This window comes from Exiguobacterium aurantiacum DSM 6208 (assembly GCF_000702585.1).
In the GTDB taxonomy this organism is placed as follows: Bacteria; Bacillota; Bacilli; order Exiguobacteriales; family Exiguobacteriaceae; genus Exiguobacterium; species Exiguobacterium aurantiacum.
Window position 1 is genome coordinate 2,487,023 of the sequence record NZ_JNIQ01000001.1, and the last position, 14,472, is coordinate 2,501,494.

Annotated in this window: 14 protein-coding genes; all 14 read right to left on the reverse strand. The window is 53.8% G+C overall.

Translation table 11 applies throughout. The features are described 5' to 3' along the window. Nucleotides 1-42 precede the first annotated feature (42 nt). Nucleotides 43-1,392, reverse strand: coding sequence for a glutamyl-tRNA reductase (gene hemA / locus P398_RS0113090; RefSeq protein ID WP_029335651.1), 1,350 nt, complete (start codon nt 1,390-1,392; stop codon nt 43-45). A gap of 185 nt (nt 1,393-1,577) precedes the next feature. Continuing rightward, on the reverse strand, nt 1,578-2,747 hold the full coding sequence (locus P398_RS0113095) for an AI-2E family transporter (RefSeq protein WP_024369836.1): 1,170 nt from the start codon (nt 2,745-2,747) through the stop codon (nt 1,578-1,580). Nucleotides 2,748-2,857: 110 nt separating this feature from the next. Beyond that, nucleotides 2,858-3,454: a ribosome biogenesis GTP-binding protein YihA/YsxC gene (gene yihA, locus P398_RS0113100; protein WP_024369835.1), complete on the reverse strand. Its 597-nt coding sequence runs from the start codon at nt 3,452-3,454 to the stop codon at nt 2,858-2,860. After that, nucleotides 3,455-5,755, reverse strand: a complete 2,301-nt coding sequence (gene lon, locus P398_RS0113105) for an endopeptidase La (RefSeq protein WP_029335654.1) — start codon at nt 5,753-5,755, stop codon at nt 3,455-3,457. Nucleotides 5,756-5,825: 70 nt separating this feature from the next. Then, nucleotides 5,826-7,094, reverse strand: coding sequence for an ATP-dependent protease ATP-binding subunit ClpX (clpX, locus tag P398_RS0113110; RefSeq protein ID WP_024369833.1), 1,269 nt, complete (start codon nt 7,092-7,094; stop codon nt 5,826-5,828). 208 nt (nt 7,095-7,302) lie between these two features. Then, complete coding sequence (gene tig, locus P398_RS0113115; RefSeq protein WP_024369832.1) at nt 7,303-8,595, reverse strand: trigger factor; 1,293 nt, start codon at nt 8,593-8,595, stop codon at nt 7,303-7,305. An 88-nt stretch (nt 8,596-8,683) separates the two neighbouring features. Further along, nucleotides 8,684-9,586: a hypothetical protein gene (locus P398_RS0113120; RefSeq protein WP_024369831.1), complete on the reverse strand. Its 903-nt coding sequence runs from the start codon at nt 9,584-9,586 to the stop codon at nt 8,684-8,686. 543 nt (nt 9,587-10,129) lie between these two features. Next, nucleotides 10,130-10,642, reverse strand: coding sequence for a metallophosphoesterase family protein (locus P398_RS0113125; protein WP_029335655.1), 513 nt, complete (start codon nt 10,640-10,642; stop codon nt 10,130-10,132). Between the two features lie 5 nt (nt 10,643-10,647). After that, the gene (locus tag P398_RS0113130) at nt 10,648-11,238 is read right to left on the reverse strand and encodes an XTP/dITP diphosphatase (RefSeq protein ID WP_029335656.1); all 591 of its coding nucleotides are present in this window, start codon (nt 11,236-11,238) and stop codon (nt 10,648-10,650) included. After that, entirely contained in the window at nt 11,235-11,984 is a 750-nt protein-coding gene (rph, locus tag P398_RS0113135) for a ribonuclease PH (protein ID WP_024369828.1), read from the reverse strand. Before rph ends, P398_RS0113130 begins: the two co-directional genes overlap by 4 nt. Further along, on the reverse strand, nt 11,977-12,780 hold the full coding sequence (gene racE / locus P398_RS0113140; protein ID WP_024369827.1) for a glutamate racemase: 804 nt from the start codon (nt 12,778-12,780) through the stop codon (nt 11,977-11,979). The genes rph and racE overlap by 8 nt, the downstream gene beginning before the upstream one ends. Before the next feature lie 115 nt (nt 12,781-12,895). Then, on the reverse strand, nt 12,896-13,159 hold the full coding sequence (locus P398_RS0113145; protein WP_024369826.1) for a phosphocarrier protein HPr: 264 nt from the start codon (nt 13,157-13,159) through the stop codon (nt 12,896-12,898). A 71-nt stretch (nt 13,160-13,230) separates the two neighbouring features. Next, nucleotides 13,231-13,671 (reverse strand): acyl-CoA thioesterase, encoded by a 441-nt coding sequence (locus P398_RS0113150; RefSeq protein ID WP_029335659.1) that lies wholly within the window; start codon nt 13,669-13,671, stop codon nt 13,231-13,233. Between the two features lie 9 nt (nt 13,672-13,680). Further along, entirely contained in the window at nt 13,681-14,469 is a 789-nt protein-coding gene (sdhB, locus tag P398_RS0113155; RefSeq protein WP_174233469.1) for a succinate dehydrogenase iron-sulfur subunit, read from the reverse strand. Nucleotides 14,470-14,472: the final 3 nt, after the last annotated feature.

Below are 14,472 nucleotides of genomic sequence, written 5' to 3' on the forward strand. Positions count from 1 at the left end.
TTCATAGAAAAAGGCGACGGACCTCGTCGCCTTAAGATTGTGTTAGCGCATCAATGCGCGAAGTGGTGCTTTCGCCGAAATGGCCTCGGTTTCTTCCATCTCGTGTTCCATCTCTGTTTCCGGTAACTCGACATCGAGCCCAAACGTTTCGACGAACTGCGCGATGCGCGTGTTCGCATCCGGCTGGGCGGCGGCGTCTTTAATATAGTCGATCGGTTCACGAAGCATCTGATTGATGATTGACTTCATATGTTTGCCGATGACTTTTTTGTCCCGGTCCGACAGATGGTCGAGCTTGCGCTCGAGACTCTCCATCGTCTCTTCTTGAACGTTTAGCGCGCGGGCACGCAACTCGTTCATGATCGGCACGACGCCGAGCGTGACGAGCCATGTCTGGAACTCTTGGATCGCTTCGTCGATCTTCACTTCAATCTTTTCCGCTTCGACGAGGCGGGCCGCCAAGTTCTTATTGACGATGCCGTTCAAGTCATCCACATCAAACAAATGCACGCCCGGAAGCGCACGGACCGCTGGATCGATATCTCGCGGTACAGCAATGTCGATTAAAAGGAGCGGACGTTCCCGGCGCAACAGTTGCGCCGCGGCCACATCATCATATTCGATGACGGCTTGTTTCGCGCCCGTCGAACTGATCAAAATGTCCGCGTCGAGCAGTCCGCAGGCGATTTCGCGAATCGAGTGGGCCCGGCCTTTGAACTTGTCGGCGACCGCTTTCGCCTTGCTCTCGGTCCGGTTGAAGACGGCGATTTGTTTCGCCCCGGCCTCGAACAAGTTGAGCGTCGTCAATTCGCCCGTCTCGCCGGCGCCGACGACGACGACTTGTTTGTCGTCAAGCGACGCGTACATCTCTTGCGCGAGCGTGACCGCCGCCGAGCTGACCGATACCGACATTTCCCCAATTTGTGTGTCCGTATGGGCGCGTTTGGCGAGCGTGACCGCTTCTTTGAACAATTTGTTGAACACCGTGCCGGTCGTGCCGTTCTCTTGGGCACGGAAGAAGCTCGATTTCACTTGTCCTAAAATCTGTGTTTCCCCAATGATCATCGAGTCGAGACCCGACGTGACGCGGAACAAGTGACGGATCGCCTCTTCCCCTTCACGAATCGACAAGTAAGGTGTGAACTGGTCCATCTCAAGGTCGAACCAATTCGCTAGAAAACGTTTTGTATAATAACGACCTGTGTGGAGCTGGTCGGTGACGACGTATAGCTCCGTCCGGTTACAAGTTGACAAAATAACCGATTCAAATATGCTTTTCTCTTCGCGAAGTGCAATCATCGCGTCCACGATTTCTTGCTCCCCAAACGAGAACTGCTCCCGAATCGCGACAGGGGCTGTCTTGTTATTTAGTCCAACGACGACAATATGCATGTACCTCTTCCCCTCATCCAAAATCCACCGACGGTTGTCTCTTCTATAATCAATCTCTACCGTACATTATAACAGTTCTTATCTGGTAACTATAATCTTCTGTTTGATTTTATTGAAATAAAATAAGAACTTTTTGTGACGAAAAAAAGTAGAAACGGACAAAGATGCCATTTCTACTTTTTCAGTCATTTGAGTGTCGAAGAATCTGTGATGATCGTGCTTTCCTGTTTCTCTTCTTCCGCTTCCAAGTAATGCTTTTGCTCCCGCAGTTTGTAGATGCGGACGATGTTTTGGACGACGACTTTCGCCACCGCATACGTCGGCACGGCGATGAGCATCCCGATGATACCGGCGAGGTTCCCAGCGACGAGCAAGACGATGATGATCGTGAGCGGGTGCACTTTGAGCGACTTCCCTTGAATGAGCGGGGAAATGACGTTCGACTCGATCTGCTGCACGATGATGATGACGATGATGACCCAAACGGCCATGATCGGCTCTTGAATGAAGGCGACGACGACGGCCGGGGCAGCACCGAGGAACGGTCCGACGTACGGGATGATGTTCGTCACCATCATGAAGAGGGCGAGCAAGATCGCATAATCGACGCCGACGATCCAAAGCCCGATGAGCGATGTGATCCCGACGAAGAAGGCAACGAGAAGTTGCGCATGCACATAGTTTTTAACCGTCGTGTGCATGTCGTTCAAAATTTTACGAGTCTCTGACTCATAGCTCTTCGGCAACCACTTGACGATCGAGTCCGGAAGACGCTTTCCATCAAGCAACATGTAGATGAGCATGAACGGAATGACGACGATCGTGATGACAGCCGATGTGATAAATCCGACGAGACGGCCGACCGACGAGGCGACGTTTCCGAAGATGTCTCCGAGGTACGCCGTGACGTTGTTCGTGAACTCCGTGAACATATCGTCGTTCTCGTTGACGAATCGTGACAAGAACTCATTTTCCATGAGCGAGTCACGGACGGCGAAGATTTGCACTTGCAGCTCTTTCGCGATACTCGGTAATGCGTTCACAAGTGACGTCACCTGCTCAACGAGGAGCGGGCCGAGCACACTGAAGACGATTGTGATAATGAGCAGAAGCGACGTCAACGTGATGGCGACGGAGACGCCGCGTTTCCCGGAGCGCTTCTCCAAATAGTCGACGATGCCGACGAGAAAATAAAAGAATAGTCCAGCAAGAATGAGCGGTACGGTGACGAGTGCCAAAATGACTTTCACCGGTTCGAACACGAATGAGATCTGTGTCCCGACCCAGATGACCAGGAAGATCGTCAGCGCCCAAAATAAGGCGCGGTACCATTTACTTTCAAACATCATATGCATCTTTCCACCCCGTTCAATATTCTCTTGTCCTGTATGTAGACAATTATACGATACTTACCCGCTGCGGTAACCCTGAAAACAAAAAAGACGAGGGATTGCCTCGTCTTCCATCAATCGTCTTCGCGTGTCAACAAATCATAGATCGCTTTCCACGCCTCGTCTTTTCCTTCTGCCGTCTCCGCCGAGAAGGCGATGAACCGGTCAGACGGGTCGAACTGGAGCTTCCGTTTAACGGCCGCTTCATGTTTTTGACGTTGGCTCTTTTTGATTTTGTCGAGCTTTGTCGCGACGACGATGACCGGGATGTCGTAATGCTTCAAGAAGTTGTACATCGTCACGTCGTCCCCTGTCGGCTCGTGACGGATGTCGACTAACAGCACGACGCCACGGAGCGCTTGTTGCGACGTCAAGTACTGCTCCATCATGACGCCCCACTTCTCGCGCTCGGTCTTCGACACTTTCGCGTAGCCGTAGCCCGGAACGTCGACGAACATGATCTCGTCGTTAATGTTGAAGAAGTTGAGCGTCTGCGTCTTCCCGGGCTTTGAAGACGTGCGGGCAAGCGCTTTACGCTGACAAATCTTGTTGATGAACGACGATTTCCCGACGTTCGAGCGGCCGGCAAGGGCGACTTCCGGCAACTCGTGCACCGGATAATGGTCCGGTGCAACGGCGCTCGTAATAAATTCTGCTTTAGTGATTTTCATTTAATTTCCTCCAAATGCTACTTCTAGTACTTCATCGAGCATCGTCACAGGCACGAACGTCAATTTCTCACGGACCGTGTCTTGAATGTCATCGATGTCACGTTCATTGTCTTTCGGGATGATGATCGTCGTGAGCCCGGCTCGGTGTGCGGCAAGTGCTTTCTCTTTCAAGCCGCCGATCGGCAAGACGCGGCCGCGAAGGGTGATCTCACCGGTCATACCGATGTCGCGGCGGACTTTCTTCCCGGTCAGTGCCGAGATGAGGGCCGTCGCGATCGTAATACCGGCCGACGGTCCGTCTTTCGGGACAGCACCTTCTGGCACGTGAATGTGGACGTCTTGCCGTTCATAGAACGACGGGTCGATGCCGAACCGTTCGGCGTTGGCGCGAACGTAACTGTACGCCGTCTGGGCCGACTCTTGCATGACGTCTCCGAGTTTCCCCGTCAACTGCAACTTGCCTTTACCCGGCGCGAGCGCGACCTCGATCGTGAGCGTGTCGCCGCCGAACGCCGTGTAGGCGAGGCCCGTGACGGCACCGATCGAGTCTTCCGTCTCTCCTTTTCCGTAACGGTACTTCGGTTTCCCGAGGTAATCGCCGAGACTCTTCAAGGAGACGGTGACGCGTTTTTTCTCACCGATGGCGATTTGTTTCGCCGCTTTCCGGCAGAGCGATCCGATGACGCGTTCTAAGTTACGGACACCGGCCTCGCGTGTATAACGACGGACGACCTCGTAGAGCGCGTCTTCTTTGATCGTCAGTTGGCTCTTTTTCAAGCCGTGTTCTTTATACTGTTTCGGGATCAAATGGCGTTTCGCGATCTCGACTTTCTCGAGCTCCGTGTAACCGCCGATTTGAATGAGCTCCATCCGGTCGAGGAGCGGTGCCGGGATTTGCGACACGTCGTTCGCCGTTGCGATAAAGAGGACGTTCGACAAGTCGAACGGCTCTTCGATGTAATGATCGGAGAACGAGACGTTCTGTTCCGGGTCGAGCACTTCGAGCATGGCCGACGCCGGGTCACCCCGGAAGTCAGACGCCATCTTGTCGATCTCATCGAGCAAGAACACGGGGTTTTTACTCTCGGCTTGCTTCAGACCACGGATGATGCGACCTGGCATCGCCCCGATATACGTCCGGCGGTGCCCGCGAATCTCGGCTTCGTCACGCACCCCGCCGAGCGAGACGCGGACGAAATGGCGTTCGAGCGCCGAAGCGATTGAACGGGCGAGCGACGTCTTCCCAACCCCTGGAGGTCCGGCGAGACAAAGGATCGGTCCGCGCAGCGAGTTCGTCAATTGACGGACGGCCAAATATTCGAGGATGCGGTCCTTCACCGATTCGAGTCCGTAATGGTCATCATCGAGCACGTCGGCCGCATGTTTGACGTCTAGTTTATCCTCGGTCTCGATGCCCCACGGCAGTGAGGCGACCCAGTCGAGGTAGTTGCGGATGACAGCGTACTCCGGTGACGTCGCCGGGACGACGTTCAACCGCTCGGCTTCCCGCATGACGTTTTTCCGTGTCGTCTCGGGCAATTCGAGCGCCTCGAGCTTCTCGCGGAGACGGTTCGGCTCCGAGTCTTGCGACTGGTCCCCGAGCTCTTGTTGGATCGTCTTCATCTGTTCGCGCAAGTAATATTCTTTTTGCGCCTGCTCGATCGTCTTTTTCGTCCGCTCGCGCAGCTCTTGCTCGAGCTCGATGATCTCGACTTCGTGCGTCATGATCTCGAGCAGCTCCAAGCCACGCTTGACGGCGTCCGGTTCTTCGAGCATCGCCTGGCGCAGATCGACATCGATGTCGAGTTTCGAGGAGATGTAGTCGGTGAGTGACTCGAGCCGCTCGTACATCTCGAAACGGCGCCGCTCATCCGGCGACAACCCTTTGATCGACCCGACGAGTTTGCCGAACTGTTCTTTGAGCAGGCGGACGAGTGCCGTCCGTTCGACTTCTTCGCCTTCGACGAGTTCGAGCGGTTCGACTTCAGCGAACCAACCGTCTTTCGTCTCTTCGATCGACGTGATCGTGACGCGTTCTTTCCCGACGAGACGGACGCGGACCGTCTCGTTCGACAGCTCGCTCATCTTGGCGATGTGGACGCGCGTCCCGATCGCGTATAAGTCCTCCGGTTCAGGAGCTTCTTTTCCTGTCTCTTTTTGTGTCACGACTATCAAATCTGTCTCATTTTCCTTTGCGGCGAGGAGTGCCCGTAACGACAGCGGACGCCCGACATCGATCGTCACGCCGATCAGCGGATAGACCACGACGCCACGCAAAGGAAGGATTGGTAATTGTTCCATAACAACGCCTCCTGTGCAAAAAGGCTCAAAACCCGGATGTGCCGAGTGTTTGAGCCTTCTTCGTTAAAAATTATGCTGTCTCTTTGTTGTCGCCTGTCTGTTCGACAGTACCATCGCGAAGGACGTATTTCGGACCGGCAAGACCCGTAATCGTTTCATCCGTGATGATGACTTTCTCGATATCGTCGCGCGATGGGACAGTGAACATCACATCGAGCATCATTTCTTCGATAATCGAGCGGAGACCGCGTGCGCCAGTCTTACGTTTGATCGCAAGTTTGGCAATTTCAATCAACGCCTCATCGGTGAACGTGAGTTCGACGTCGTCAAGTTCGAGCATTTTCTCGTACTGACGAACGAGTGCGTTTTTCGGCTTCGTCAAGATCTCGACGAGCGCTTCTTCATCGAGCGTCGTGAGCGTCGCCATGACCGGCAGACGCCCGATAAATTCAGGGATTAATCCGAATTTTTGAAGGTCTTCCGGCAATGCGCGGGCGAGCAAGTCTTCTTGCGTCAACTCGCGGTTCTCTTGGTCGTTCCCGAAACCGATGACTTTTTTACCGATACGGCGTTTGACGACCGCTTCGATACCGGCGAACGCGCCGCCGACGATGAACAAGATGTTCGTCGTATCGATTTGGATGAACTCTTGATGCGGATGCTTCCGTCCACCTTGTGGTGGGACGCTCGCAGTCGTTCCTTCAAGAATTTTGAGCAACGCTTGTTGGACACCTTCACCTGACACGTCGCGCGTGATCGATGGGTTTTCCGACTTGCGGGCAATCTTATCGATCTCATCGATATAGATGATCCCTTTTTCAGCCTTCTCGACATCGTAGTCAGCCGACTGGATCAGCTTGAGCAAGATGTTCTCGACGTCTTCGCCGACGTAACCGGCTTCCGTCAAGCTCGTCGCGTCCGCGATTGCGAACGGGACGTTCAAGACGCGAGCCATCGTTTGAGCGAGAAGCGTCTTACCGCTACCAGTTGGTCCGATCATGACGATGTTCGACTTCGAAAGTTCGACATCATCAGAGCGGCCACCGGCGTTGATGCGTTTATAGTGGTTATAGACAGCTACCGAAAGCGCACGTTTCGCCCGATCTTGTCCGATGACGTACTCGTCAAGGATGTTACGGATTTCTTGTGGTTTTGGAATGTCTTTGAATTCGACTTCCTCTTCGACACCGAGCTCTTCCTCGACGATCTCGTTGCAAAGCTCGATACATTCGTCACAAATGTATACGCCAGGACCGGCGACTAGTTTACGGACTTGTTCTTGCGATTTCCCGCAAAACGAGCACTTGAGTTGCCCCTTTTCCTCGTTAAATTTGAACATTCGGTACACCCCTTCTAAATGGAAATGGATGTAAGTGCGATAAATCGCCTATTTGTATTTTCAGGTGCTCTCGCACCGTGAAAAGACATTTACATCTCTGCGTTGCAATAATTGTAGCATGAACAAATCACTTCATCAAAGATAAACACATACAAAGTGTCATGACGAAAAAAAGGACGACTGCGCGGCAGTCGTCCTTTCAATCCAATTACTTCGCTTTCCCGTTTTCGACGAGGATGTCGATTGCCTTACGGAACTTGAGGTCACCTTTAAGTGTCTCGATTCCGCCTTGTGGCGCGAGCATCGTGCGGAGTTGGTCTGGTGCGATGTTGTAGAGCTTCGACATTTCTTCGAGCTCTTTCTCAGCATCTTCGTCAGACACTTCGATTGCTTCTTTTTCAGCGATCGCTTTCAAGACGAGACGAGCTTTAACGCGCTCTTCAGCTTGCTCTTTCATCTCTTCACGCATTGCGTCTTCAGAAGTTCCTGTAAGCTCGAAGTACATGTTGAGGTCGATTCCTTGTGAAGATACACGAGTGCCGAACTCTTGAACCATGCGATCTACTTCTTGCTCAACGAGGACAGCGGGTACGTCGATTGTCGCGTTTGCCGTCGCTTGTTCAACGAGTTGGTCGCGCATCGTGCCGTCTGCTTCTTGCTTCTTGCCTGCTTCTAAGCGCTCACGGATTTTCGCTTTCAATTCGTCGAGTGAAGATACTGACTCGTCGATATCTTTTGCGAACTCATCGTCGAGCTCAGGTACTTGCTTCGCTTTGACTTCGTGAAGCTTGACTTTGAATGTCGCTGGTTTACCCGCCAAGTTGTCAGCGTGGTACTCTTCAGGGAATGTTACTTCAACGTCTTTTTCTTCACCAGCCGTCATGCCGACCATTTGCTCTTCGAATCCAGGGATGAATTGGCCTGAACCGATTTCAAGCGTGTAGTTCTCAGCTGTGCCGCCTTCGAACTGCTCGCCATCAGCGAAACCTGCGAAATCAAATACAGCTGTATCGCCGTTTTCGACTGCGCCTTCTTTAACAGCAAGCTCAGCGCCTTGCTGTTGAAGTGCGTCAAGTTCTGCTGTGACTTCTTCGTCAGTGACTGTCGTTTCAACAGCTTCGTACTCGAGACCTTTGTACTCGCCAAGCTCAGCTTCAGGCTCAACAACGAACGTTACTTTGAACGTTACAGGTTTGCCTTTTTCGAGCGTGCCGTCTACATCGATGTTTTCGAGTGCGATTGGTTCGAAACCAGCTTCTTCGACTGCAGATTGAACCGTGTCGCGGTAGAGGATGTCGAGTGCGTCTTGGTAAAGCGCCTCTTCACCGTACATTTTGTTAAACATTGGGCGTGGCAATTTCCCTTTACGGAAACCAGGCACGTTCAAAGTTTTGACGACGTCTTTGAATGCTGCGTCGACTGCTTTATCAAAAGCTTCTGCAGGTGCTTCGTACGTGAGTACGCCTTGGCTACCTGATGTTTTTTCCCATTTTGCTGTCATGCTAAGTCCCTCCAACAATTCATTTATACGTACAAAAATGTACAACAATCCGTATTATAGCATAAATCCCACATGAGCACACAACGATTTAGTCGAGGAGCGACCGTGTGAACGAGGCGTCCGCCTCTAGTATTTCCCCGGCAAGACCGGTCGTTTCCATTGCGTTCAACATCGCCCGCTTCGCTTCAAGGATGGCCGGTTCCAACTCATCGGCGAGATGGGGGACGAACGGATAATGGACGTAACAATAGTTCGTCGATAACTGTGTCGCGATCTCATCGCCATAAAATCGCTTTTGCAAATCACCGAACGTGAAGCCCCATTCGCGCGCGAACGTGCTCGCCTCGCTTCGGTCATACACGTACCGTTCCCCGCGATCGGTCCATTCAATCATCTCAAGTTCGGCGATCGCCCGCTCGAGCACCATCACTTTGATCACTTTCGGCCGATCTTCGAGGAGGTACGCCTTCAGCACGTTATCGAGCACGTCATCGATATTGAAATGGACGTGAGCGAGCATCTCGATTTGTTCGGCGGTGCTCCCTCGATGGAGCGTCCGCTTCAGTTTCGCGATCGCCGCCGGGAACTCCGTCAGCTTCAACACTTGAAGCACCTGATACGCTTGCGTATTCACGTGGTCCCCGTCTTGGACGCTCAAGTACTTTTCAATCCAATGCGCCGCTTCGAACGGCTGGTCGCGCATGATGTAATATTGGGCGATTTGAAGACCGCACGTTTCCGGTTCGTCCGACGTCTCCATCTGTGTCGTGACAAGCTCTTCGAGTCGCTCGAGCGTCTCCGGCTCGTCCGGACGTTCCATCAAACATTGAAAGATTTCCATGAACAAGTACGTGTCCCCGTTTAGTTCTTCGTACCAGTCCCATAGTACCGGTTCGATGCGTTGCCGCTCCCCGGCCACATCGGCCTCTTTCACCATCTTTTGAAGTCGTGTCCAGTTCCCCGGAAACGGATACTGCTGATTTTTCTCCATCTCCCCACACCCTTTCTTCCACTCTTCTCCATCTTCCTTAGGAAAATGCGGATTGTCAAATGTTTCCCGAGAAAAACGAAAAAAGAGACAGCCCCCGTGGAGGCTATCTCTATTTTAAATGGAAGTGTCCCAAGAGGGATTCGAACCCCCGACCGACGCCTTAGCTTACCACCATGGCTTTCGCCACCAACGTGTGTTGTTTGTAGTCTGGACTATATCTTCACCGTTTCAGGTGCGACACGTGTAGTCTCTACGGAACCTCACGAACGTAATCGTTCCTTTACCGGTTCTACCTCTGCAGCAATTGCAGTCCTTCGAACCAGCTCGACCTCCGAAAAGGTACAAGTTTCCTCGGTATTACCATCAGCATGATCTGTTAAGGCTTCACCGATATAGTGTCGTCCACTTTATAGGTTCTTGTTTCCCTATAAAGGCTCCTATTTGTCTTGAAGGGCGTTGCTCTATCCAGCTGAGCTATTGGGACATTGACAAGAAAACTATAATAGAAAAATGGTTTGCTGTCAATTCCTTCTTTTCATTCCGTCACAGCTTTCCGCTCACATCGAGGTCTGGGACAGGCGAACCGTCCTCCGATCGATAAAAGCGGACCGCTGCCTCTCCGTTCCCTAAGTCAAGGAGCGCATACGTCTTGTCACTCCGGCCGCGCGGCATCCGAATCGAGCCCGGGTTGATATACACGACCCCGTCCTCGATCAACGCACCGGCGACGTGGGAATGCCCGAACAAGACGACGCTCGCCCCGACTTCCTCGGCCCGGTAGCGCAATCGGTTCAAGTCGTACTTCACATCGTGGTGATGGCCGTGAACGATCAGGATCGTTCCAACAGGTGTCGTCTCGACCCGTTCGAGCGGCAAGTCCCCACCAAAGTCGCAGTTGCCGCGCACGGTCCGATACGGCAGCAAGTGCTCATCAACGAGCGCGAGCTGCGAGTCCCCGCAATGGAACGCGTCATCAATCTCTTGTTCGTGCCGGTTGAAGATGCTCAATAGTTCTTCTGTCAATCCGTGACTGTCACTGACGATTAGAAAACGCATACGGCTCACCCTTCCATGAACGAAATGATTTCTGCCTCCAACTTGCGCAACGCTTGGCCGCGGTGGCTGACCGCCGCCTTCTCATCGCGCTCGAGCTCGGCCGCCGTCTTATGAAGCGACGGGACGATGAAGAGTGGGTCGTACCCGAACCCGTTCTCGCCATGCGGCGCATAGCCGATCGTGCCTTCGAGCGTCCCGCGCACCGTCAGTGTCTCCCCCGACGGTTTTGCGAGACAGAGTGCGCAGACGAAGCGCGCAGAGCGGTCGTTTGCCCCGTTCAACTTCTCTAAAAGAAGCGCGTTGTTCGCGGCGTCTGATTTTTCCGGTCCGGCGAAGCGTGCCGAGTAAATGCCCGGTGCCCCGTCGAGCGCGTCGACCTCAAGACCTGAGTCATCGGCGAGTACCGCGTGGCCGAAATAACGGGCCGCCTCGGTCGCCTTCAGTTCGGCGTTCGCTTCGAACGTCGTACCGGTCTCGTCCGTTTCCGGCGCGTCCGGATAATCGAGGAGCGACTCGACTTCAAAGCCGAGCGGCGTGAGCATGCCTTCGATTTCGACGACTTTGCCTTTGTTTCGTGTTGCTACAATCAACTTCATGTCGTTTCCTCCATCTGTTCACCGACGTACCACCATGAGGCGCCGAGCGCATCTTCCGCTGCTTTGAACAGCTGCTCGATCCCGCCTTGGGCGAGCAAGAGCATCTCGTTCATCTCTTGGAGCGTGAACGTCGCCTCTTCTCCTGTACCTTGCACTTCGACGAAACGACCGCTCGCCGTCATGACGACGTTCATGTCGACTTCCGCCGCCGCGTCTTCCTCATAGTTCAAATCGAGGACGAGCGCATCGGTCCGTCCGACCGAGATGGCGGCGACGCCTTCCTTGATCGGGGTGTCCGCCAGTTTCCCTTGGCGGATGAGCGCGTCGACCGCGAGGACGAGCGCACAGAAACCGCCGGTGATCGACGCGGTCCGTGTGCCGCCGTCCGCTTGGATGACGTCACAGTCGATCCAAATCGTCCGTTCGCCGAGTCGTTCCAAGTCGACGACCGATCGTAAGCTCCGGGCGATCAACCGCTGGATTTCCATCGTCCGACCCGATTGTTTCCCGCGCACCGCTTCGCGCACGGTCCGGTCCCCGGTCGCGCGAGGGAGCATCGCGTACTCGGCGTTGATCCACCCTTGTTTTTTCCCGCGCAAGAAGTTCGGGACGCGCTCCTCGACGGTCGCCGTACAGATGACTTTCGTGTCGCCGATCGAGATGAGGACCGAGCCTTCCGCGTGTTTGTTCACGTGCGGGATGATCTCGACCGTTCTTAATTCATCGTGTTTACGTTCGTTACGCATTTAGCGACACCTCCACTTTCTCCGCCTTGACGGAAAGACCGAGCCACTCTGTCGCCAGTCGATTGAACATGTCGACGTCGCCGGTCGCGTAAAACTGGTGCGCCGGTACGGTGTCGAGGTCGTTCTCGAGCTCTTGGAAATCGAGTATGGCCGCCACTTCGAGCGCCGTCTCGTCCCCAGACGAGATGAGGTGGACGTCCGGCCCCACGACGTCTTGGATGACCGGTGCGAGAAGCGGGTAATGCGTGCAACCAAGGATGAGCGTGTCCATCTCCGAAGGTTGGAGCGGACGGAGCGTCTCCTCGACGATCGAGCGGACGCGCTCCCCGTCAAGTTCCCCCGCCTCGACGAGCGGGACGAACGGCGGGCAGGCGAGCGAATAGACGTCGACTGCGCCCGCGACGTGACGGAGTGCCGTCTCGTACGAGTTGCTCTCAATCGTCATTTTCGTCCCGATGACGCCGATATGTTTGTTGCGCGTGCCTTTGACGGCGGCCCGGGCACCCGGGTCGATGACCCCGATGACCGGGATATGGAGGCGCTTGCGCGCTTCCTTCAAGACGACGGCCGTCGCCGTGTTGCAGGCGATGACGATCATCTTCACGTTTTTGCTGAGCAGGAACTCGATCAGTTCCCACGTATATGCCTCAATCTCATCGTGCGGGCGCGGTCCGTACGGACAACGTTCCGTGTCACCGATGTAAATGATTTCTTCTTTTGGGAGTTGGCGCATCAATTCTTTGACTACCGTCAAGCCGCCGACCCCGGAATCGAGTACTCCAATCGCTCGTTTCATGTGATCACTTCCATTCCCATCTATCTTACCAAAAAAGCCGTTCCGGCAAAAGAAACGGTCATGTGACAAACAAAAAGACGAGGTAGCCGATTGGCCGCCTCGTCCGTTGCTCGAATTACTGAGCAAGACCTTCGCTAGTGAGCATGTCAGAAAGCGTGTTGATCGCTTCTTCTGCATCGTCACCTGCTGCAGTGATTTTGATTGTTGAATCTTTCGCGATTCCGAGTGAAAGTACACCCATGATTGACTTCAAGTTAACTGTCTTACCGTTGTACTCGAGGTTGATATCTGATTGGAACTTAGAAGCTGTGTTTACGAGCTGAGTAGCTGGACGAGCGTGAATCCCTGAATCAGCAACGACTGTGAATGTTTTTTCCATGACTTGATGGTCTCCCTTCAAATTTCAATTCTGCGGGCGAACCTGCAGAATAATTGTTTGTGAACTCATTATCAAATGATAGCGGATTCGCAAAAATTCTGCAAGCGATTTTTATATTCTGGAGTCCATTCCGTCGGACGGCCGTCTTTCGACAAATGCACGAGGCTCGTGCGGCCGGCGAATAGCAATTGGTCTCCGTCATACGCCCCGTAATGAATATCACATGAAGTGTTTCCGACCGTCAAGACATTGGCATACACCGTCAGCTGTTGACGCGGCATCACTTGTCTTACATAGTCGCACTGGGCGTCCGCCACGACGACGAAACCGTCTTTTAACGAAAATTCTGTCGTCTCGAGCAACTCGATCCGCGCATCTTCAAAGTAGATGAACGGGATCGTGTTGTTCATGTGGCCGTACGGGTCACACTCCGAGAAGCGGACCTTGACGTCGAGGGCGACCCCTCTTTTGACACGTGTTTCCCAATCGGGTTCGCGGAAGTATTTCGTCATCGGCGACCCTTACGCCTCGACCGCAGAACCGGTGCGGCCTTTGTCGCTTCCGAAGAACGACTTGAACGAGTGAAGCGTCGTCTGACGGTTCATCGCAGCGATCGACGTCGTGAGCGGGATGCCTTTCGGACAAACTTCGACACAGTTTTGTGCGTTACCGCACTGCATGATGCCGCCGTCTTCCATGAGCGCTTCCAAACGATCTTCCGCGTGGAAGGCGCCTGTCGGGTGCGAGTTAAAGAGACGGACTTGCGAAATCGCCGCCGGTCCGATGAAGTTCGACTTGTCGTTAACGTTCGGGCATGCCTCGAGGCAGACGCCGCACGTCATACATTTCGATAGTTCATACGCCCATTGCCGTTTGTTCTCTGGCATCCGCGGTCCTGGACCGAGGTCGTACGTGCCATCGATCGGGACCCACGCCTTCACTTTTTTCAACGCGTCGAACATGCGCTGACGGTCGACTTGAAGGTCACGAATGACCGGGAACGTCTTCATCGGCGACAAGCGGATCGGCTGCTCGAGCTTATCGACGAGCGCCGTACACGATTGACGCGGTTTGCCGTTGATGATCATTGAACAAGCGCCACACACTTCTTCGAGACAGTTCATGTCCCAGTTGATCGGTGTCGTCTTGTCGCCTTCGGCGTTGACCGGGTTCCGGCGAATTTCCATAAGTGCCGAGATGACGTTCATGTTCGGACGGTACGGAACCATGAACTCCTCGGTGTAGGTCGGTTGATCCGGTCCATCTTGGCGTTCAATGATGAAACGGATGTCTTTTTGTTCAGATTGCATCGG

Coding starts and splice junctions, on each gene's coding strand:
- hemA (WP_029335651.1), bottom strand. CDS start 1,392: ATGCATATTGTCGTCGTTGGACTAAATAACAAGACAGCCCCTGTCGCG.
- P398_RS0113095 (WP_024369836.1), bottom strand. CDS start 2,747: ATGCATATGATGTTTGAAAGTAAATGGTACCGCGCCTTATTTTGGGCG.
- yihA (WP_024369835.1), bottom strand. CDS start 3,454: ATGAAAATCACTAAAGCAGAATTTATTACGAGCGCCGTTGCACCGGAC.
- lon (WP_029335654.1), bottom strand. CDS start 5,755: ATGGAACAATTACCAATCCTTCCTTTGCGTGGCGTCGTGGTCTATCCG.
- clpX (WP_024369833.1), bottom strand. CDS start 7,094: ATGTTCAAATTTAACGAGGAAAAGGGGCAACTCAAGTGCTCGTTTTGC.
- tig (WP_024369832.1), bottom strand. CDS start 8,595: ATGACAGCAAAATGGGAAAAAACATCAGGTAGCCAAGGCGTACTCACG.
- P398_RS0113120 (WP_024369831.1), bottom strand. CDS start 9,586: ATGGAGAAAAATCAGCAGTATCCGTTTCCGGGGAACTGGACACGACTT.
- P398_RS0113125 (WP_029335655.1), bottom strand. CDS start 10,642: ATGCGTTTTCTAATCGTCAGTGACAGTCACGGATTGACAGAAGAACTA.
- P398_RS0113130 (WP_029335656.1), bottom strand. CDS start 11,238: ATGAAGTTGATTGTAGCAACACGAAACAAAGGCAAAGTCGTCGAAATC.
- rph (WP_024369828.1), bottom strand. CDS start 11,984: ATGCGTAACGAACGTAAACACGATGAATTAAGAACGGTCGAGATCATC.
- racE (WP_024369827.1), bottom strand. CDS start 12,780: ATGAAACGAGCGATTGGAGTACTCGATTCCGGGGTCGGCGGCTTGACG.
- P398_RS0113145 (WP_024369826.1), bottom strand. CDS start 13,159: ATGGAAAAAACATTCACAGTCGTTGCTGATTCAGGGATTCACGCTCGT.
- P398_RS0113150 (WP_029335659.1), bottom strand. CDS start 13,671: ATGACGAAATACTTCCGCGAACCCGATTGGGAAACACGTGTCAAAAGA.
- sdhB (WP_174233469.1), bottom strand. CDS start 14,469: ATGCAATCTGAACAAAAAGACATCCGTTTCATCATTGAACGCCAAGAT.